The sequence below is a fragment of the Amycolatopsis coloradensis genome (assembly GCF_001953865.1).
Classification (GTDB): Bacteria; Actinomycetota; Actinomycetes; order Mycobacteriales; family Pseudonocardiaceae; genus Amycolatopsis; species Amycolatopsis coloradensis.
The window spans coordinates 276,101-297,608 of record NZ_MQUQ01000017.1 but is presented as its reverse complement, the minus strand read 5'-3'; the positions used below and the strand labels follow the sequence as shown (position 1 = coordinate 297,608).

Below are 21,508 nucleotides of genomic sequence, written 5' to 3'. Positions count from 1 at the left end.
GCTTCTGTATTCTGAACTCGCAGCACATGACCGCCTTGGCGAGGTGTTGCGAAAGGACCCTGAGCGGACGTTCGTATCCGATTGGAATGGCGACCACCCCTTCACACAGATCTTCCTTGGCGAATTTGCCCAAGTATCGATCAGCTCTCTCGGCCGACTCGGTGCATACAGCCACATGGACGAAGATCCCGACCTGGCGGCGGCGATAGCCGACCTACACGTGCATCGATACGGTGAACATTCGGTCACCGCACATCGATGTGTGCCAGGGGCTGGTGCGACCAGCTTCCTGACGACACTTCTAATGTATCAATTCCTCGACGGAGTCAGGGAGCTGGCTTACCTGCCACCGGTCTACTACAACGCCGGCTGGTGGATCCGAAAGCTGGGCTTCACCGTGCGCCGGGTGGCTTCGGATGTCGACTTCGCCGAGGATGTACGCCTGTCGCTTCCATCGGGTCGATGCTTGTTGTGGCTGACCGATCCGGTGTGGTTCGCTGGCGTGCCGGTCCGTCGCGAGACAGTTAACGCCATAGCGGCCTGGCAACACCGGACCGGTTCGACGGTCATCGTGGATGGCACATTCCAGTACATGGGGTGGGACGGCGCGAGTACAGAGGCGACCGAGCAGCTGGATCCTGATCTGACTTATAGGCTCGTGTGCCCGACCAAAACATTGGCACTGCATGGGTTTCGCTTCGCGTACACGCTCGTTCCCGAGCAGCATGCATCTGCGTTCTCGGAGTTGCACGGCAGGTTGCACGGGGCCGCCGGGCTGGCTGATCGAAGATTTGCCCATCGAGCGATTGCTGCGCTTAGTACCGATGACGGAGCATTGCCGCTGATGAACTTCGCACATACTCGGTACCTCCGGTTGTGCGCGTCAGACGCCGTACCGAATGCCATTGAGCCGTTCAGCGGCTATTTTTTGTTCGGCCGTCCGGCCGTACCTGCTAATCGATTTGCCGGAATGGACATTGCTTGTTTTGGCGGAACTGGGCATCCGGGGTTTGTGCGAATCAACCTCCTGAATTCGGCGGCTGTGGAGTGTCTCATAGGCCATGAGGGCTAAGCCCGATGCCGGGCGGTTAAGCCCGCACGAGATCAACCTTGCATCCGGCGATCAGGACAAACAGGTGGGATCAAGATCAATGGGGGACATTCTGGTATTTAAACGACCAGCATTGGGTTTAGGCCGTCCGGGCATGACTGACGACTGACTGTTGACTGTACTGGCGAGCATCGAGTTCGCTGATGAGTAGAAGGCGAACCGACGTGGCTGCGTCGGCGGTTGAGTCCCATGCACACCCCCGGCCTGTCGACAGGATGTGAGCTGATGGTCCGCCCGTCCACCGTCGCAAGGGCCGGAACTGGAATGGTCCGCGGGCGCCAGGTCGTCCTCGCCCCAGATGTACGGATCGAGCCGCTGATCCGCCAATGGGCAGCGTGGCTCATGACGCTCGATCCGGTGAACGCCGCCATGTACCTGGTAGGACACCAGCGGCCGATCCTGCAGTCCTTCCTACGTCACCGAGACCGGCACGTTGCGGCGGCGAAGGACGACCGTACGGCAGGCGGATTGTTCGCCAATCTCAGCGCCCAACAAGGTGGAAATGTTCAGCGGTGGCTTGACGATGGTGAAGTCACCGATTCTTCCACGCTCGTAGTCGGCGCGGCGCTGCTGGACCTAGTGAAATCTGGTGGTGGGTCAGCCGCATCGGTGCTAAGCGGCGGAGTCGAGCGCGTACACGACCCGACGGGAGGTGAGTCCAGCCAGTCCATCCGACTACTCCGTCCCGTCCTGCAGCGATCCATCGAGCCGGGTACGGAGAGTGTGGCGGTCTGGCCGGGGGTAGCACGGCCGCACTTCCTCAACACGCCCCGGTTGACCGACGACCAGCGCCTACTGCACGTGGACTCCGCCTTCGATAGTGACCAACTCGGCGAACTCCTACGCCTGCGGCACTCCCCAGCCCCCATCGAGGTGGCGCTTGCCGCCCTCGGGCTCGACCGGGCGGGTGACCACTCGGCCGTGGCGGCGCTGCTCCGGCCTGTCGAGGCGCCGGCCGCGGAGGGCGAGCACATTGCTCAGACGTGCATCGACTTCTTGGGGCATTGCAGCGTGCTCTTCCGCGACAGCGGCACAACGCTCCTGGCTGATCCGATCACACCGCCGGTGCAGGACCATGTCGGGCTGCCACAGCGGCTCGATGCGGTGTTGATCTCGCACGGACACCCCGACCACCTCGTTGCCGAAGCGTTGCTGGCACTGCGAGATCGAATCGACCTGGCCCTCGTTCCCGCAACCCGCTCCGACAGCTTCGCGGATCCCAGCCTGCGCGACTGCTTGCTCCGGCTCGGCATACGCAACGTCGTCGAACTCCGACCCTACGATCAGGTCGCGGTCCGGTCCGCCACCGTGACGGCGCTGCCGTTTCAAGGTGAACACGGCGGTCTCGATATCGGAGGCAAGACCACCTGGCACATCCGGATGTCCACCACAACCCTTATGCTCGCTGCCGACTGCGCGTGCCAGGAACCGGCAGCGTTCGACGGCGTCGCAGACCAGTTCGGCGCCGTGGACATCCTGCTGACCGCAATGGAACCGCGCGGAGCTCTGGCACGGTGGCTCTATGGTCCACTCGTAGGACGTTCGGGCATTCAGGACCGTCTCGACGGCGCCGACGCTGACGCAGTGTTGCGGTTGGCCGCCGCGGTAGGCGCCCGGCAGGTGGGCATCTACGGCTGCGATGGGCCTACGGACGCTGGGCACCTGTTCGGTCGGCCGGCTCCGCAAGGCGGATACGAGCGTACCCTCGACACTGGCGAGCGCGAGGTCGACCGTTTACGGCGCCTTGCCGCCGCCCGGAAGCTACCGATTTTCACTCTCGACAGGCCCCGCAGAATTACGCCTCCGCCGGGTGAACGGTGACCGGCCGGCTTGTTGGGCCCCCGTATCCGAGGGTGGTCGTCGGTTACAGCGGCTTGCACGGCAGCGCCGAACATTATCGTTGGTCGTTTCCTGGTGCCAGTGCCGCCGAGCACAGGCATTTCCAGGGATACGACGCCGCGGCTGCGGTGTTCGTCGACGGGCACTTGGTCGCCGCCGGTCAGCAGGAGCGATGGTCCGGGCGCAAGTTCGATCATGCGTTCCCCGGTACCGCGGTCCACCAGTGTCTGCGCCTGGCGGGGCTGTCGATCACGGACGTCCACGCTGTGGCGCACAATTTCGACCATGGTGGGTTGCGCAAGCTGTACGCGCGCAACCCGCTGGCAGTCGACCGGTATGACGCGGTGCTCGATCCATGCCTGCAGGGCCGTTGGTTCGGTGAGCATTTCGGTCACGTCCCGCCCTTTTTCCCCGTGCGTCACCACATCGCACACGCCACATACGCAGTCGCCGCAGCGGGCCGAGACCGACTGACTGTGGTCATTGCGGACGGCCTGGGTGAGACGGATGCGCTCACTGTCTTCGCCTACCGCGATGGTCGGCTGGACCGGGTCCGCTCCTGGCCTTGGCGAGCCTCACTCGGGCTCTACTACAGCCTTGTCACCCAGCACCTCGGATGGCTGGCTAACAGCGACGAGTACAAGGTGATGGGCTTGGCCGCCTATGGCGATCCCGACCGTTACCGGCAGGTCTTCGACGATGCTGTTGTGCTGCGCGACGACGGCGGCGTCGACGTAACGTTTCTCGGCCTGCCTGACGAGCCTGCCCTGCGGGGACTGCATCGCCCGGCCAGCGCTTGGCTCATCGACCACCTCGGCACTACCCGCATGCCAAACGTTTCCGTGGAGCAACGCCACGCCGATGTGGCAGCCGCAGCCCAGCAACGCCTAGAACAAGCTCTCCGACATGTCATCACCGCAGCGGTGACGGAGACCGGAATCGGAGATGTCGCGTTCGGTGGCGGAGTAGCCCTCAACTGTCTGGCCGTCGGGCGCCTCGCTGGCCGTGCCTGTGACACCCTGCTGGTGCCACCCGCCCCAGGTGACGACGGCACCGCCATCGGGGCCGCCCTCGCCGTGCTCGATCTCGATGCGGCCAGCGCGTCATGGCCACCACTGCCCCTGCTCGGACCGGCACCGAAAGCCCCGATTGCCCTGGCTAATCGCTCAGACCACATTGCCGCTGTCGCTGACCCACAGGTCCGAGCACACGTGGGCGCCCAAGTCTTGGCTGCAGGTGCCGTGGTTGGGTGGGCGCATGGGCCGATGGAGTTTGGACCACGGGCCCTGGGCAACCGCTCGATCTTCGCCGATCCGCGCACGAAAGCCAGCCGAGAGCGGGTCAACCGAGCGATCAAGCAGCGCGAAGATTTCCGCCCATTGGCTCCCGTGGTCAAGGCCGAAGCCGCGCCGCGGTACTTCGATCTCCCCCCGGCGCAACTGCGACACATGACCGCCGTGGCACGCGCGCGGCCGACAGCCTTGCACGACGTGCCAGCAGTGGTGCACGCCGATGGCACGGCCCGAGTCCAGATCGTCCACCGGGCCGAGCATGCCGTTCTGTGGCATCTGCTCGACGCGTTCGAGGAGTTGACCGGCGTCCCGGTATTGCTCAACACATCACTCAACGTCAACGGTCGGCCAATGGCGTGCACCGCCGAAGACGCTGTCGCGACCTATGAGGCCGGGGCTCTCGACTTGCTGGTGGTCGACAATCACATTCTGGCGACCACGGCATGGCGCCCGCGCGTGATGGACGCCCTGCGGCGGGCGGTTACCGGAGCCGAGCGCCAGCCGCGCGCCAGCCGCGGTGAGGTGTGACCGCAATGGCGGGTACATATCTAATCGGCGGCGGCTGGCCACCCGACCCGCTGCACGACGTGTACGCGGCGTTCGCAGATGAGGTGTCTGATCGCCCAGGCGACTTGGTCTACCTGCTCCAGACTGGCGTCAACCCACGGGGGTGGCGTCGTCACTTCAGGGATCTCGGCCTGCCTCCCGCCCGGCAGGTGACGGTGCGTACGGGCAGGGCTGTTCAGCTTGACGATATCGAAGCTGCCGCCGGCGTGTTCGTGTGTGGCGGGGACAACCCGCTGTACCAAGCCGCGCTGTCCGAGCACACCCACGCGATACGTGCTTACCTCGCCGAACATGACATCCCGTATGCCGGGTTCTCTGCCGGCGCTGCTGTGGCCGGTGCCGATGCGGTCGTCGGCGGTGCCGTGAGGATCCGACCGGACGGCAGGCAGGTACCGGTCGCGCCGAGTGAGCGGGATGAGGGCGTACCGCTCCTTACGATCGTCCCCGGCTTGGGGCTCGTGCCGTTCGGCGTGGACGTCCACGCCACTCAATGGGGGACTCTCACCCGGTTAATTCACGCCGTCGCCAGCGGCGTTCTCGATGACGGATGGGGGCTGGATGCCCACGCCGCAGTTCGTATCACCGCCGACGGCCGAACCGACATCTTCGGGCCAGGCAACGTCTACCGCGTCCGTTCTGCCGGGACGGGCAGCGCCGATGTCAGCGTCGACCGCAGCGTGCAAGTCGAGATCCTGGCGTCGGGGAAAGGACCTGTCGTGTCACCGCGCCTGACGAAGGACAGGAGGACCTTGCCATGACAAGTGTGGTGCTGCCGTCGCCGCATACGCAGATGCAGTGGTTGTTTGACCATCTTTCGGCCCGAAGCCCGGGCAGCGGCGCGCTTGTCGGAGTGGCGTACGAATGGACCGCCAGCGAAATCCGCGCCGCCATGGAGGCCTGTGCGGCTGCACTGTGGCCGAGCTTGGCCGCCTGCCCAATCGGGGCCCCCGTTGTACTCAGGGCGCCTCGCAGCCGACCAGACGCTGTCGTGGCACTCCTGTCGATCTGGCGGCTCGGCCTCGTGCCCGTGCTGAGCGAAGCGGACTGCACGTGGACACAGGACGGCACGCTGGTCGAACCACCCATCCTGTCCCCTGCAAGTCCCGCTCGCACTGTGCAAGCGGACGAGACTGCCGAGTTCGAGGTTCTTGGGCAACACTGGATGCTCAACGGCACGCCAGTGTCGACGCCCTTGCCGTGCGCCCGGCCTGGGTACGTCATCGGCACCAGCGGCACGACAGGCCCATCTGCTCCAGTGCTCAACCACGCCGACGGATTGCAGGGCACCGTCACCGGGCTCGTAGAGCGATACCACCTGAGCGCGAACAGCAGGGCCCTGCTGTTCGCACCATTCGGCTACGACGCTGCGCTGGCCGATCTGCTCCCAGTTCTGCTGGCCGGAGGTGCCGCTGTCTGTTGCGACGACGGGTCATGGCAGCGGCCGTCCGCGCTTGCCACCCGAATTCGATCAGCCGGCGTGACCCACGCGGTCGTCCCCCCGAGTGTGCTACGCAGCGTGCTGCCTGCCCTGGAAGCCGCCGACATCCGATTCAAAGTGCTGGTCAGTGCCGGAGAGCCGCTTGAGCCGGCACTGGCTGATCGACTGACGGCACTCGCGGAAACGGTAGTCAACGCCTACGGACCGTCAGAGGCAGCGATCTGCGCAACCACGTTCGAGGTGGGGCCGGAGGTGGCGAAAAAGATCGACCATGGCGCTGTGCCCGCGTCCGTCCCAGTCGGTCAGCCCCTGCCTGGCGTCGCAGTGCAGGTGATCGACGATGCCGGCACACAGGTCGGTCCGGGTGTGGTCGCGCGGGTCATGGTGCGTGGAGCCAGCGTGGCGCACGGTTACCTCGATCCGGTGGGCGGCAGGGCTAGGCCTGAGCGGTTTCAGCCGCAAGGCCCGTCATCCGACCTGTGCCCGCCACAGGTGCTCGACACGGGCGACATCGGGCTGCTGTCCGGCAATGGCGATCTCGTGCTGGTGGGGCGCTCCGACGACGAGACCAAGCTGCACGGTCGCAGGATCCGGCTGACCGCGATCGAGGCCGCGCTGCGCACGCTGCCCGACGTTGCCGACGCAGTGGTCGCAGTCCATGAGGACCTTCTGCACTGTCTGTGGGTCTCGGCACCGAGCGACACGACCGACCGCGGATCCGCCCATGGCGCGATCGCCCACGTCGGTCCACCTGCCCAAGTGGGCGCGCTGCCACCACCGGTGCCCTCTATCTGGCATCGGGTCGCCACCCTGCCAACCACCGCGAGCGACAAGATCGACCGTGCTGCTGTGCTCAGCCAGATAATGGCGTTGACCGGCTCGCATGTGAGTACGGTTCGACCAGTAACCGAGAGCTCGCTTTGGTCGGACGGCGATGCTGTTGGTGCCGTGGTCGAACGGCTGTGGCGACGGCACACGTCCTCACCCGGTGAGTTGGACGAGGACTTCTTTGCCGTCGGCGGTGACTCGCTGCGGGCGATGGAGCTGCTCGACGACATTGAGACCGAGACCGGTCGCTACATCGACCTCGCCGACTTCCTAGAGGCACCGACCATGCGCCACCTCGTGACCCTGCTGCATGCACGTGAGCTGGCTAGCTCAAGGCCCAAGTCAGCTGGCGAGGAGATGCGGTGAACACGGTCACCCTTACACCGGCCCAGCGTGACATCTGGGCCGCTCAGCGGTTGGGTCCCCAGCCCGCCCACCACCTGTGCCGGGTGCTCGACCTGACCGGCGCTGGTACACCTGCGGCGCTCCAGGGTGCCGTGGACAGGCTCGTCGCCACCTGGTCAGCGCTGCGGCTAGGAGTAACGGATCAGGGCGGCCAGCCACACCCATTCGTCCGATCCGAAGCCTCGGTCGTCGTGCATGTGGATCGACTGCCGACAGATGGTGATCTCCCGGCCACCGTAGCTGCGGCCATGGCGGAGCCCTTCGACCTCGGCGAACCGCCACTCCTACGGGTCCAGCTACTTGAGGGCCAGCGCGACGGCCGGTCCGCGTCCATTCTGGTCGTGGTAGCCCACCATTTGGCCGTGGACGGGGTTGGCTTCAACCATCTGGTGTCGTGCCTCGTCCGAGATTGGGCATGCCATCAGCAGGGAGTGGACGCCGTGGCGGTCCCGCCACACGTCGCCATCGAGCACAGCACCGACGTCGATGTGGCGTACTGGACGTCCGAGTTCGGTGATGCCCTTGAACAAAGCCTGCCTGACCGGGACTGCCGGACACCACCGGGAGGTCGGCTCCACCGACGCGACGTCGTCAACGGTGACCTCGATGCGCAGGTGCGGATCTGGGCGCGGCAACACGGGCACAGCCACGCCTCGGTTCTGCTGACCGTATTCACAGCCGCGCTACATCGCTGGTGCGACACCGACAATGTGATCCTCACCAACCAGGCCAGCCTTCGCCGCCGAAGGGACGCCGAGATCTCGATGGCGACCACGACGGTCCCGTTACGTAGTCGGCTCCACGACGAGGACGGCCCCATATTCGCTCGCCGGACCCGTGAACGTTTCGTCGCCGCGTTGCGGCATCGGGATGAGCCGTTCGCCGACGTCCTTGGCGTACTGCGACCAACCCGGCGGACCGATGGTACGAGCGTGTTCAGCGACTACGAGTTCAACCACATGGTCGCGTGGCGTCCACCGGTGGAGCTCAAGCAGGTCGGTTGGCAGGTCACCGACGTGCCAGTGCCCGACCCGGCGACTCAATATGCCGTCACGCTGTCTGTAGTCGACGGTGGGGACCACACCGTGCTTCGCTGGCACGCCGACGGAAGGCGGCTCGACCAGGTCGACCTGGACAGCGTGGCCGCAGTCTTCACCGAACTACTCGGCGCCATAGTCCATGGAAACGCTGACACGACCCCGCTGGCGGCACTGCAAGTCGTGGACCAGGCCCAGCATGACGCCCTGCACCGACTGGGAGCCGGCCCAGTCGCAGCGGTATCGCCGATGACCGTGACCGAGCAATTCCTGAGCCAGCCCGCCACGCGAACGGCTGTCCGTCTTGGTGCCGACAGCCTCACCTACCAAGTGTTGGCAGGCATGGCTGGCGGCGTGCAACAGGCGCTGACCGAGCACCGAGTTGCTGCGGGAGACCGGGTTGCCGTCCACCTGCACCGCGGACCGACATTGATCGCCACGCAGCTGGCGATCTGGGGCCTGTGCGCCGTGTACGTACCGATCGACATCGCCAACCCCGGAACACGGATACTCCGGATGCTCGACCAAGTCCGACCCAAGGTACTGATCACCGACCAGCAGCTTGATGCCGACGTACAGACGTGGCTTCAGTTGGCCGGGGTGACGGCGTTGGCGGCCGACCAGCCACCCGCAACGCTGGTCGCCCGACCCGCACCGACCCCAAGGCACCCCGCTTATGTCGTGTTTACGAGCGGGTCGACGGGCGCACCGAAGGGAGTCGAGATCGGGGTCACCGCCATGAACAACCATCTTGAGATGATGCTCGAAATCGGCATCGGTGCTGGCGACTGCGTTGCACAGAACGCGCCCCTTGGCTTCGACGTGCATGTATGGCAGTGCGTGGCGGCACTAACCGTCGGTGCGGCAGTGCGTATCGTTGACGACGCCGAGGCGCGCGACCCGCCACTGCTGGCGCAGGCCGTGGCCGCCGACCAGATCACCGTCCTGGAGGTCGTGCCTTCCCTGCTCGACGTTCTCGCCGCGCTAGCCGCCGCCGGTGCGTTGAACCCGACGATGCTGCGCCCACTGCGGCACCTGCTGCCCACGGGGGAGGCAATGCCGATGGCACTGGCCCGCCGCTTGCTGAAACTGCTCCCCGGAGTCCAGATCACCAACGCGTACGGTCCCGCCGAGGCTGCCGACGATGTAACTCTGCACCGGGTTCGTGGCGACGAACCACAACACACAGCACCGCTGGGACCCGCTGGCCGCAACGTGCACCTCGCCGTGCACGACCGGTGGCAGCGGCACCGCCCGCACGGATATGTGGGTGAGATCGCCGTTGCCGGGCTCTGTGTCGGCAACGGCTACGTCGGACCCGGCACCCTGCCGGCCTTCAGCGTCGATCCCTGCGGCGCCGGACCGATGTACCGCACCGGCGACATCGGCTTTCTCGACGACGGCGGGGTGGTCCATTACCTGGGCCGACGCGACCAGCAGGTCAAGGTGGGCGGTCGGCGGATCGAGATCGGCGAGGTGGAGGCCGCCCTGCGGACTGTAGCCGGGGTCGACGCCGCCGCAGTCGTGTGCGTTCAGCGCCGGGGCCATGCCACTCTGGTCGCCTTCGTGGCGACCGACGCCTCGCCATTGGAAGGTGACCTCAAAGCCGACCTGGCCGCCAGGCTGCCCGCCTACATGGTCCCAGCCAGGGTGCTCGTTGGCTCGGATCTGCCGACAACCGACAACGGCAAGCTTGATCGTCGGACGCTGCAGGAGCGCGCCGCGGCCATCGTCGACACCGACACCGCCCCGACGGATCAAACGGGCCTTCATGCCTCGTCGGCGGAGGCGTCAACGGTCGAAGCCGTATGGCGAGTGGTGCTTGGGATCGACGGAGACCTTGACCGCGGGGCAGGCTTCTTCGCCCTTGGCGGCGACTCCTTCACAGCCCTGGAGCTGATTGCCCGCCTTGACGCTCGCGGTGTTACCACTGACCTCGCCACCCTGTACGCCAACCAGTCCCTAAATGCCTTCGAGCGGGTCGTCGCCACGCCGACCACGGTCCTGTCATCACCAGTGCCGACACAGGGCCTCCTGCCGTCCGCGGTGCTCCAGACTGCCACCGCATCGGCGACCATTTGCCCGCCAGTTGTGGCCGTCCGGTTCGACCCGTGGATGGTTGACGTGGACACGCTCGTTGCGGCGCTGAATCGGGTCGTGACCAAGATCGTCGCACTGCGACTGGCAATCGGGCGGCGCCCCGACGGTCGGTGGCACTACGCGCTGCTGGACCATCCAGCTTCGGTGCCTGTCGTCGAAGCTGACGTTGACGAAGACGGTGTCCTGCTGCACGTTGCAGCGGGCGCACTCAATGCAGCGGCTGGGGTCAACCTCGCAGTCGCGTACTGTCAAAGCGCGGACGGCCGCTTGGAGATCGTGCTCGCCGCCAGCCACGTGGTGGTAGATGTCGCCGCCGTTCCGCAGCTGGTTCACGCACTCGGGGACGCCTTGTGTGATGACGCGCAGGACGCTCAGGAACCTATAGCCCATGTCGATGCGCATTCAGGATTTCTGAGCTGGCTCGCCGCCCTCCACGACGCGGAACTGGCCCGGAAGGCAGCGTCCGACGCCAACACGGCAGCGGTCGGAGGAAAACCGAGTATCTACAACAGCTCCTCCGACCGGGAGCCGCCGCTACCGGTCACGCAGCTGCAGGTTGAGATTCCGGCCTCGCTGAATCTGGACGACCTCGACGCTGCGGTGCTCACGGCAGCAGTTCTCCTGTCCGGTCAGCCCGCCACCGCGGTCGATGGGATCTGGCGAGAATTCGACGGGCGTCCACTCGTTGCCAACCGTTCTGGTCACATCGACGTCGGCTGCTACACGTTGTTGACGCCCGCACTGGCCCGGACCGAACTGATCAATCATGTCCGGGAGCTGCCGCCGGCCCAAGCCCTGCCCTTGGTGCGCGACGCCAGGGTCGCCGGAGTGGACCGTGGCCGCCTGTTCCAGGCGGTTGAGTCTCCGCAGGGTGCCGGCGCTGTGGTCAACACCCTGCATCAACCGATTCGGTTCGGTGCAGCTGCGCTACCGGCAGCTAGGCTGGTGCCAGCAGTCGCCGCTCACAACGCGGTGACGAGCCCGCATCTTGTCCACGTCGACGCCCATCTCGACACCGCAGGGCAGACCCTCACACGGCGGTCAGCGACGCTAACCGTCACATTCCATCCCGCCACGACCGCCCAGTTCCGGCAGGCGTGGATCGACGGGCTGCGCGACTGCGTGACCGACGGGCTGGCCGCCGCCTCGCCGCAATCGGCGTCGGCGGGCACAGTCGCGGTGCCACCCGGCGCCGAACTGCTGAACCTCAGCCTGGCGTCACTGGAGGACTTGGTGGACGAGCTGGAGAACCGAACACCGTGACCGCGGCAGCCAAAAATAGTATCGAGGCGTTGCTGCCCTGCACGGCGGCGCAGGCCGCCATTGCTGAGGCGAGTCAGGATGCGTACCGGGAACAGACCGTTGTGCGTGTTACAGGACCGTTGGAACCAGGCCGAATGCGGTTGGCATGGGCGCAGGTGCAGCACGATCACCAGGTCACTCGTCTGACGTTGCACCGCCATGACGGTCGCTGGGTCCAGGTCGTCCGGACCGAGGCCCACCCAGCGAGCTGGGCCGTCCACGACCTCCGCCGCATCCCGGCGGCCCAGCACAGGCTGATCGTCACTGAGTTGACACACACAGCAGGGCAGGCACTCGACATGCGGGCCGGGCCGCTGCTGCGGCTCGATCTGCTGATCGAATCCGATAATACCGCGCTGCTAGTGCTGACCCACCACCACGCCGCAGCGGACGGCAGCACCATCGGGCTCCTGCTCCAGGCCCTGGTAACCGGATACGCCGGACAGCCCGACCCGCCACGACTAGATCTCGTGTCGGCTACCCGCCGGCTATGGGCCAGGACGAGCGGCTCTCCGCTCGCAGATTTCGCCGACGACATCGCCGACATGCCCGCGCTGTTGCCGACCTGGTCGGAACCAGTCGGCCTGACCGAACTCGTCACCGAACACCGCACCGTGCCGATCGACATCACCCAGATCAAGTCGGTCGCCGCTACCTATGACGCCACACTCGCTATGGTGGTCCAGGCTGCGCTGCTGGCAGTTCTCGCCCACGGCCGGAGCGAGCCGTCGGCATGCCTTAGCCTGGCAGTCGACCTGCGTGCACTGGTTCCCGAGGCGTTACACACCGGAGGGCTGTTTCTGACCACCCTGCCGATCACCGCGCGGATCGGTCCCACCGACACCGGCCTCACCATCGCCGCGCAGCTCGGACAACGGGGCGGGCACCGGCGGCTCCATCCTGACATCTCGCTGCCGCAGGTGCTGATGGCAGCGTCAGCCGCTGGCCATCAAGGCATGCCGGACACGCTGCTCACCATCCAGGGTTCAACACGCCTGCCGCCCGCGCCACCTGGGCTGTCGTGGCATCGAGTCCGGAGTACCGAGCGCACCGAGTTCGCGTTGAATGTCGACGTCGAGTGGAGCGACGACATCGTGCTGCGGGTGCAGTTCGACCGTGCCCGAGTCCCTGTCCACCAGGTCAGCGAACTGCTTGACCGTGTCGTCGCTGTGCTCACCGAACCGTCCCGACCGGTGGCCACACTGCTGCGCGAGCCTGGATGGCTGCGGATGGTCCGCAGTCAGTCCGAGGTTGGCAGCCCTGAGCTTTCTGACCTGCTCCCTCGGGTCTTGACCACTATCCGGCGAGTCACGCAGGAAGAGGTCGGCCCCGACGACGACCTGCTTCGAGCCGGGCACAGCTCGCTGACTCTGATGTCGATCGTCGTGGGCCTCGCCGAGCAAGGCGTTCCATGCACGGTTGGTGCGCTGCTCGACCAGCCGACCGCGCGGGCGGCGGCGGCATACTCGGCCCAGCGACTGAAGAAGAACCAGGTGCTGACAACAGCAGACGGTATTGCGGCGTCGGCCTTCACCCCGATCGAGGCGGGCCTGCTGGCGCGAACCGACCGCATCGAATGGGGACCACAGCCCATGCACGAGCAGTCGGTCCTGACCTTCGCAGAGGTGCTGGAGCCGATAGCCGCCCGGCAAGCATGGCGGTGGGTCATCGAACGATACCCAGCGCTAGGGCGCAACTGGAGCGAAACCGTCCAGCTGACAGTGCCGGAGCTGGCCACCGCCAAGGCCGCAGACGCCCACGCCGCTGCCCGCAGCTGGCTCACTGCCCAGCTTGGTACCCCATTCCGGCCTGACGCCCCGCTTCTGCGGGCTGCGTTGTTCGTCGATGCGCGCAGCAGCAGCCTTGCGCTGGCCTTCCACAATGCCTTGCTGGACGGATGGTCGTTTCCGACACTGATCCGTGAGCTACAACGGTCCTACGCGGCCGTGGCCGCTGGCACCGAACCTCCTCCGCCGCTGGGGGACGACGGCCACGTGTACCGGAGGTGGCTCGCCGGACGGCAAGACGGTGATCACGAATTCTGGGGTCAGGCGCTGGCCGGATCGGTGTTCCCGCCGCGTTGTGAGACACCACCACCGGGCGAACGGGCCGTCGCACGGTGCCGGCGGGCCCTGCCAGACCTGGCCGCCGTAGCCAGCGAAGTGGGCAGCACCCCAAACATGGTCGCCGCCGCACTTACTGCCGCCGCATTCGCCCACGTTACCGGGCAACCGCCGGACGAACCGCTCGGAGTGCGGACCTCCGCGCGCCCGACCGAGCTTCCTGGCGCGATGCGCATGGTCGGCCAGTTCACCGCTGAGCTGCCGATGCCCCAGCTCACCAGTACACCCCAGCCGTGGTCGGAGGCGATACGACACCTTGCCGCTTCCATCGAGGCCGCCCGCCGCCACTCCCATCTCGGAGAAACCGGTATCCGATTCGCCGCAGCATGTCCGCCAGAGGCGGACCTGTACCGCAATCTGCTGGTCGTCGAGGAGTACCTCCCGATCGACGAGTGGGCCGCGCAGGCGGGACCTGATGCCTGGACCCACAGGAACCAGTGGCGCCGGGAGGTGTCTCCCTCGGTCCGGACGCTGTACGTCGAGCCCACCGTCGGCGGATACGACCTGGTGCTGTCCACTTCGGCCCGTGAGAACTCAGCCGATCTGCTTGCCGCCGTCGCCGCCCAGGCGAGCGCCATGCTCGACTCGCCTGCTCGCACCATGCCTACCGTCTTCGGTCTCGCTCCCGCTCTCACCACATCCTGACCCCACCAATTCGGGAGGTCCTGTGCCCGACGAGATCTGCTACATCGACACGCGCACCGTCGCAACCCTGCTCGAAGAAATCGCCGTCGTCGACGTAGTGGAGGAGGCGTTGCGCAGCCACGCGCTCGGACGAACGGTCCTGCCCGCCGAGGCATACCTGCGCTGGACCACCGACGACGGGTGGGCCAGGAGTCTCACGTTGCCAGCCGCACTTGGCATGCCAACCGGGACGGCTGGGATCAAGGTGATCAACGGCAACGTGGCTAACCCCGGCAGGGGCGTCGCCCGCGCCAGCGGCCTTGTCCTTCTGTTCGACGTGCTCACGGGGCAGGTGAGGACGGTGATGGCAGCGGCGAACCTGTCGGCGATGCGGACTGCCGCGGTCAGCATCATTGGAGTCCGTCGGCTCGCCCCACGCCCAGTCGAGCAGGCGCTGGTGATTGGTGCCGGGCCGATCGGCGCGGCACATGTCCGACTCCTGTGCCAAGAACCCACGGTCCGCACTGTGTGGGTGCATGACCTCGATGGCGATCGGGCTGCTGCGGTCGCGGCTCTCACCAGCGACGTTCGGGTCCGCGTTGATCCGGTCCGGGACCGGGCGTCGGTGATTGGCGACGCTGACGTCATCGTGGCGGCCACCACCAGCGTCAACGCCCACCTGGGGCTCCGGCATATTCGTCCTGGCACGCTAGTGGTCAATGTAGGTCTGGACGACTGTGCGCAAGACCTCCTGCTCGGTGCTGACCACTTGGTGGTGGACAGTTGGGCGCTAGTGGCTGACGACGACAAACGCCTGCTAGGCCAGCTCATCCGCAGCGGGCGGGTGACCGCGGCGGGGGATTCGACGTCGGCAAGGGCAGAGCAGGTGGTTCGAGCTGAACTCGGACAGCTCATTGCAGGTTCGGTGATGGTAAGCCCAAGACAGGACGACCGGGTGGTGCTCAATCCCTTCGGCATGGCCGTGAATGACATCGCCTTGGCAACGGCAGTCGAGCAGTCGACCGCAGCCAAGGGCTTCGGTCTGCCGTTACCGCGGTAACCGAAGGTCTCACGGCACGTATCGCATCGCGGGCAGCAGGTCCGCATCACTGATCAGCACGTCGCGGTCGGCAAGCCAGTGGTCGTCGTAGATCGTGTTGGCGTACCGGTCAGCGCCGTCGGCGCAGAGGCAGACTACTGTCACATCGTCGGTGGCAGTGGCCAGATAGCGGGCGCATGCGGCGAGGATCGCCCCCGCCGACCCACCCACGCCTACACCGGTCTGGTCCCTTAGCCGGCGCGCGTGGGCGAAGGCTTGTCGGTCGTGGACCCGGGACACAATCACATTATCTGCCAGGGGGAACCCGATCCGTCGACTGCTGCCAATCCCGGTAAGCAAGCGAGGCCCCGGTTCACCTCCAGTGGCCAGCGAACCTACGACATCAACAGCGACCACCGTCGTCTGCGGACTGAGTAAAGCTAGACGTCTGGCGAGCCCGCTCACAGTACCGCCCGTGCCAACAGCAGCGAACACCACGTCTGGAGGCTTGGGGCACTGAGCGAGGAGCTCCGGCGCAGTCTCAGAGTAGTGGGCTAGCGGATTGTCCGGGCTGTCGTATTGGTTGGTCCAGACGGCTCCAGGCAAGGAGTCCCGCCACTCGAACACACGCTCCAGGCGGGCAGATAGGTGAGAACCATCGTCGTCACAGCAGTCAACGATGTCGACCCGAGCTGGCGTGGTGGCCAACAGGGCGTGGATCGCCGAGGTGGTCTTGGAGTCGACAACGACGGTGAACGACACACCAAGTTCGGCCGTTAGCAATGCCAACGCGACCGCGAGGTTGCCCGATGAGGACTCCACGATATGATTGCCAGCATGCAGGCGCCTGCAGCGAAGCAAACCCAGCAGCAAGGCCCGGGCCGTGCGCCCTTTCGTTGATCCGGAAGGCGAGCGACCTTCCAACTTGAGCAGCAAGGGGAAGATCCGAGCTCCCACTTGCACTCCGACCTGCACCATTGGGGTAACATGCTGGCGGTTCAGCGCACGTGCCGCGTGGGCGCGCCATGCCGTGTCAATCAACGGCGGCTCGGAGTCACGCGATCCATAGCACGAGGGCGAAAACCTGGACTTGCGGCGTAGTCCCATCGCCCCGTTCCTCCCCTGCCAGCCTGCCTGCCAGTGGGGTGCATTCTCTCAGCATCACCCTCCGACCCGCTAGCGGCGCGCTGCGGCGGTCGGCGCGGGGGATGCGCCTGTCAAAAGTGCTGTCTCCTCTTGATCGGCTGCGCCGAAGTTGCCTCAGGCCTCCGACAGTCGATCGCCGAAACCAGCGCACTGGTCGGTGCCGAGGGCGATGCGGGTGTCGAACAACCGGCGCCGGCACGGCGGCTAGTCAAGATCATTCGTGCCGAGCTTCAGGCAGAGATCGCAGGCCACCCAGCTGCTGGGACGCATAAATTGAGTTCGTGATCGCGCTGCCACGTTGGCGGCTTGACGTTGGCAACGACCTGTGCAGCAGCACGGGGGCCTCGTCAACGCCGCCTCGCCGCTGCTCCCGACGGTCAGGTGGATAAAATACGGAGCTCAGCCTCTGCGGTTGATCTTGAAGCGGCCCTTGTCAAGTCGCTGCGACGAGGCGCCTCATGACGCGTGGGTTGTACTGGAAGCGCGGTGTTCGGAAGCTCGGGGTAAGCAGATGCCAGGAGTCGAGGAGACGAGGGCGGAGATCCGCTTCGCTCTGAGCCAGTTGAGTGCTCAGAACCGCCATCATGAGTTCGAGCATCTTGCTCGTGCTCTCGCACGCATGACGATCAGCGTGAACATTATTCCGGCGACCGGCCCGGTTGCCGCCGGCGGTGATCAAGGGCGCGACTTCGAGACATACCGAAGCGAGCTACCTGAGCAGGTCCAGCTACTCGGCCGCGAGCTCGGCATCCGAGATGAAGACGGCGTGGGTTTCTGCTGCACGCTTCAGTAGGACAACGTCTCGTCGAAGTTCGCTGAGGACGTCGCGACGATGGCGTCCAAAGGTACACAACTGTCGTTCGTCGTCGCATACTGTGAGGCGAACGTTCCGACAGCTGCCCAACATCGACTTCAGGAGCGCGTGTCGGCCGAATATGGCATTCACGTTGAAGTGTTTGACGGGACCACCATTTCAGAGCTGCTCGCACAGCGGCACACCTTCTGGATCGCTGAGCAGTACCTGCATCTTTGCGCGCGGGTCATGCCCGCCAATCCGGACCGGCCCGAGTGGTACGAGGCGGATTTGGACCGCTGGCGGTCCGACGATGAGCCACTCATTAGCATGGGACAGTTCGTCGATCTGGCAGGGTGTCTACGATACGCAACCTCTCATCGAGAAGTGGTAGAGGACCTGCCATTCTGGATTGCGAAAATGGAGCCGCTGCTGGATGGAACGCCACTTCTAATCAAACGCAAGGCTCAATACGAGATCGTCGTCGCCAGGTTGCGTGGTCTAGGTGACATGCGTCCTGTCGATCCCCTTGCGGCCGACTTCATCGAGAGTGCCCTTGAGACAGATGAAGCCCCTGTTCTGCGCGATGCAGCCGTTCTTCTCATGTACTGCATTGGCGCACGGGCCAGGGGAGTAACAGCCCATTCCGACGAGCGACTCATGACTTGGAACAGGCAGCTGACCGACCTGGTTCAAGTGCTCCTGGGCCACGACCCGACACCGAGCCGTAGGTGCGCCTTGCTCGACGTTCTAGCCACTCTCAAGCTCCAACCGGATCTGGACGCAATCAGGGAATCCGGTGCCACGTACGCACTGGGGCCCAGTGTTCCTCGGTGGTCCACCGCTGACTGGAACGCAGCGGTCAGCAGTGGCGAGGTTCGGGTAGTCGACGTTCTTGCTGTTGACCGGACAGGGGCACTCGACGCATTAGCCGAACTCGTCACCTACCTCGACCAAGCACCTCTGTTTCCGGTAGCAACCATCGCAGAAGAGCTGCGTCTGCGCGCAACTCAGTTAGTCGATGACAGCCGATACGACGCAATCGTCATGGCAATTGACGGCCGTAGCGCCGAAGTCGAGGGAGGTCATGCGACTGCCGAGCGGGCACGCGACCGGGCGATAACGTTCTTAAATGCCGGCCGATTGCTGGAATCCCTGCGCGACATTCATCGTGCCCGATCGGGCTGGTTCTCCGGCGAGAACAGTCGCGGCATGCTCCTTTCCGCATTGATGACGTCGGAAATTTACGGTCGACTACGCCTGCATGCGGCATCAAAATACTACGCTCTTGTTGCGGCGGCAATCGTTCAGCATGGCGATCTTTATCTATTTCCTCAAGCCTTGGTCAAAGCTGCTGCCGCCGACTATCACCAGGGAACATGGTTCGCGGCGACACATCTCAACCAGGCGGCGATCATCGCACACATGCACTTGACGGAACAGCCGTTCGACCTGAGCAGGCATGTCCCCCTTCAGCACGCGTTGTTCGAGCTGAGCATTATCGAAGCATTGGCCACCAAGGCCGGACCGCCGTACGAACAATTTGTGAAGGATGCAATTGCGAATGCTGGCGTCGAAGAGCTCCATCGGGAAATAGTCGCCGACATACAAGATGGACCTTGGTGGACCGACCTCAGTGCCGACGAACTCAGCTCGAAGATCTTCAGCGAACTTGAGCGTCCGCCGTTTGCAGACTCGGGCACTAAGCGGTCAATCAAGTGGAGCGCTCTTGGTGTCCGTTGGTCGGTTGAGTTCGACAACACATACGCCGACACTCTCGTAGGAGAGCGACTTGCCGCCACCGCACAGATCATGCTTGCCGATCTCGCGCTTCGCGACCCGGTTCTTCTGCCTGGAGCTGTAACCTTCAGCGTCGCCGCCGGCACGCCGGCCAGCGAGATGGACTTCCAATATCAGAAGGGCTCCGACGGCGCACGGTGGGAAGTTGTACTGCCGAGTATCCACATGCGCGACCGAGATGAATACGATCGGATCGCACGGGAGACGCTCACTGTTGTCCACTGCGCCGTGCGCGAAGCTTCCGTTCTGCCCGACGAGCGCCTCGAAAGCATGCTCTTTGAGGCACTCGATGCCGGAGTGCTCAGCAACATCCTCTTTGGCGTCCCGTTCGCTATTGCATATGCCGACTCGGTTAAGGCCGACGATTTTGCCCGAATTCCTCGGAGCGAGCGTGCGCTTGTGGTTGACGACGGCCGCACCCCGGCGCCAGTGTCGATTCTCTCGTTTCCGGAGACGGCAGGCCCCGGGCACTCCCTCGAAGAGGGCGCTAACCAGGCAGCTAATCGTTACGAGGCAATTCCTCGATTGTTGAGGTCGACACTGCCGAGCTTGCGCCGTGATCGTCAGTTCCAGGAAACAGTGCGGACATTGCGCGCGGACGGATGGCTGGATTGGCAGATCCTTGTCGCAGTCTTCAATGTGGCAGCCAACGCCCGCATGAAGGCGACGCCTCCGCCGCGGTCTGCGGAGGAAGCGCAGCGCTTACAGGAGCGCTTTCTTGCACCAGAACCTGTCGACGATCCGCTTGACCCGAGCATCTTCGCGCCAGAGCTTCTTCATGAAGCGTTGATGAGGTCGCTCGGTTCCACCTTGCACAATTGGGGACTGGAAATTCCCGTAAACGGGGTCCACTTCGAGGCACTTCGTGAGTTACTTACTCGCAGATACAACTACGGCGTCGACGACGTATCGCATATCGATCCTTTCGAGCCTTCATCCAACTGGGTGGTTTCAACTGGTGAGTGCACCACCTCTAGTCTAGCAACACTTTGCTGAACGCTTCGATCGGCTTAAGCCAGCCCAGCGTCTGCCGCGGCCGGTCGTTGAGTTCGTCTGCGATGGCATCGAGTTCGTCCTGTGAATACCCGGATAGGTCGGTTCCTTTAGGCAGGTACTGGCGCAGCAATCCATTGGTGTTCTCGTTGCTGCCGCGTTGCCAGGGCGAGCGCGGATCACAAAAATACACCGACATGCCGGTGGCCATGGTGAACTTCCTGTGGCCGCCCATCTCGCCACCCTGATCCCAGGTGACGCTGTTCTTGAAAACGTCAGGCAAGGTGTTCATCTTGGCGGCCAGCCGTGGGGCCACATTCTCGGCCGTGCGATCGTGAGGAATGCGCACCAGCATGACGAATCGAGTGCGTCATTCGACCAAAGTCGCGATCTGCGATTGATTGTTCGCACCGACGATCAGATCGCCTTCCCAGAACCCAGGCACGGCACGGTCCTCGGCCTCGGCCGGCCGCTCGCTGATCAGGACCATGTCCTTGATCTTGCCCCGCAGTTCCGCCCCTCGAGACCAGGCCCGTCGCTTGATCCTGCCTTGGCGTAGCCCATCGGCCACCTCCGCCCGCAACGTCCCCTTCGCCTGCACGAACAACGCCTGGTAAATCGCTTCATGTGACACCCAGCGAGAATGATCCATCGGATGGTCGAGCCGCAACCTGTACGCGATCTGCATCGGCGACCACTTCTTCCGCAGCCCCTCATACACCACGCGAGTCAGAAACGGCGATTTCAGCACCTTGCGTACCTTCGGGCGCTTCCGCAGACGATCAGCCCGGCGCTGCGCGACCAACGGCGAATATTTCTCCCGCCCACCGTTTCGATCAACCTCGCGGGACACCACCGAATGATCCCGCCCAATCCAAGCCCCGATCTCCCGAAACGACTTCCCCTGCCTCAACCCGAGCGCGATTAACTCGCGCTCCACCGACCGCAACGGAACACCACGCGACACGGAACACCCCTTCGCTACCCAGAACGATCATTATCCCCCAGCCGGTGCACTGACCATCTGAAGCCAAGAGGTGAACACATTGACAATGCGTACGGGCAGCTCTT

11 protein-coding genes and 1 pseudogene are annotated in these 21,508 nt (G+C 64.8%); 10 read left to right on the top strand and 2 right to left on the bottom strand.

Translation table 11 applies throughout. The annotated features are described in order from the left end of the window. Window positions 1-43 precede the first annotated feature (43 nt). From BS329_RS30595 to BS329_RS30560, 8 genes are all read left to right on the top strand, one after another. A complete protein-coding gene (locus BS329_RS30595) occupies window positions 44-1,072 on the top strand; it encodes an aminotransferase class I/II-fold pyridoxal phosphate-dependent enzyme (RefSeq protein WP_076164985.1) in 1,029 nt (342 codons plus the stop codon). Between the two features lie 228 nt (window positions 1,073-1,300). Further along, window positions 1,301-2,932: an MBL fold metallo-hydrolase gene (locus BS329_RS30590; protein ID WP_084750365.1), complete on the top strand. Its 1,632-nt coding sequence runs from the start codon at window positions 1,301-1,303 to the stop codon at window positions 2,930-2,932. Window positions 2,933-2,964: 32 nt separating this feature from the next. Then, a complete protein-coding gene (locus BS329_RS30585) occupies window positions 2,965-4,770 on the top strand; it encodes a carbamoyltransferase family protein (RefSeq protein ID WP_158075840.1) in 1,806 nt (601 codons plus the stop codon). Window positions 4,771-4,775: 5 nt separating this feature from the next. Next, complete coding sequence (locus BS329_RS42890) at window positions 4,776-5,567, top strand: type 1 glutamine amidotransferase family protein (RefSeq protein ID WP_076164980.1); 792 nt, start codon at window positions 4,776-4,778, stop codon at window positions 5,565-5,567. Beyond that, entirely contained in the window at window positions 5,564-7,441 is a 1,878-nt protein-coding gene (locus BS329_RS30575) for a non-ribosomal peptide synthetase (RefSeq protein ID WP_076164979.1), read from the top strand. Before BS329_RS42890 ends, BS329_RS30575 begins: the two co-directional genes overlap by 4 nt. After that, entirely contained in the window at window positions 7,438-11,880 is a 4,443-nt protein-coding gene (locus BS329_RS30570) for an AMP-binding protein (RefSeq protein WP_076164977.1), read from the top strand. Before BS329_RS30575 ends, BS329_RS30570 begins: the two co-directional genes overlap by 4 nt. Next, entirely contained in the window at window positions 11,877-14,687 is a 2,811-nt protein-coding gene (locus BS329_RS30565) for a condensation domain-containing protein (protein WP_076164975.1), read from the top strand. Before BS329_RS30570 ends, BS329_RS30565 begins: the two co-directional genes overlap by 4 nt. A 22-nt stretch (window positions 14,688-14,709) precedes the next feature. After that, a complete protein-coding gene (locus tag BS329_RS30560; RefSeq protein ID WP_076164974.1) occupies window positions 14,710-15,726 on the top strand; it encodes an ornithine cyclodeaminase family protein in 1,017 nt (338 codons plus the stop codon). Between the two features lie 9 nt (window positions 15,727-15,735). Here BS329_RS30560 and BS329_RS30555 read toward each other — a convergent pair whose 3' ends face one another. After that, window positions 15,736-16,683 carry a pyridoxal-phosphate dependent enzyme gene (locus BS329_RS30555; RefSeq protein ID WP_076164972.1) on the bottom strand — a complete coding sequence of 316 codons (948 nt, stop codon included), beginning with the start codon at window positions 16,681-16,683 and terminating at the stop codon, window positions 15,736-15,738. A 679-nt stretch (window positions 16,684-17,362) separates the two neighbouring features. Here BS329_RS30555 and BS329_RS30550 point away from each other — a divergent pair. Together BS329_RS30550 and BS329_RS30545 are read left to right on the top strand one after the other, a co-directional pair. Beyond that, entirely contained in the window at window positions 17,363-17,644 is a 282-nt protein-coding gene (locus BS329_RS30550) for a hypothetical protein (protein ID WP_076164970.1), read from the top strand. Window positions 17,645-17,683: 39 nt separating this feature from the next. Then, entirely contained in the window at window positions 17,684-20,440 is a 2,757-nt protein-coding gene (locus tag BS329_RS30545; RefSeq protein ID WP_143253269.1) for a hypothetical protein, read from the top strand. Here BS329_RS30545 and BS329_RS30540 read toward each other — a convergent pair. Then, window positions 20,418-21,377 (bottom strand): annotated as a pseudogene (locus BS329_RS30540) (IS30 family transposase). The gene BS329_RS30545 and the pseudogene BS329_RS30540 sit on opposite strands and share 23 nt — an antisense overlap. Window positions 21,378-21,508 lie beyond the last annotated feature (131 nt).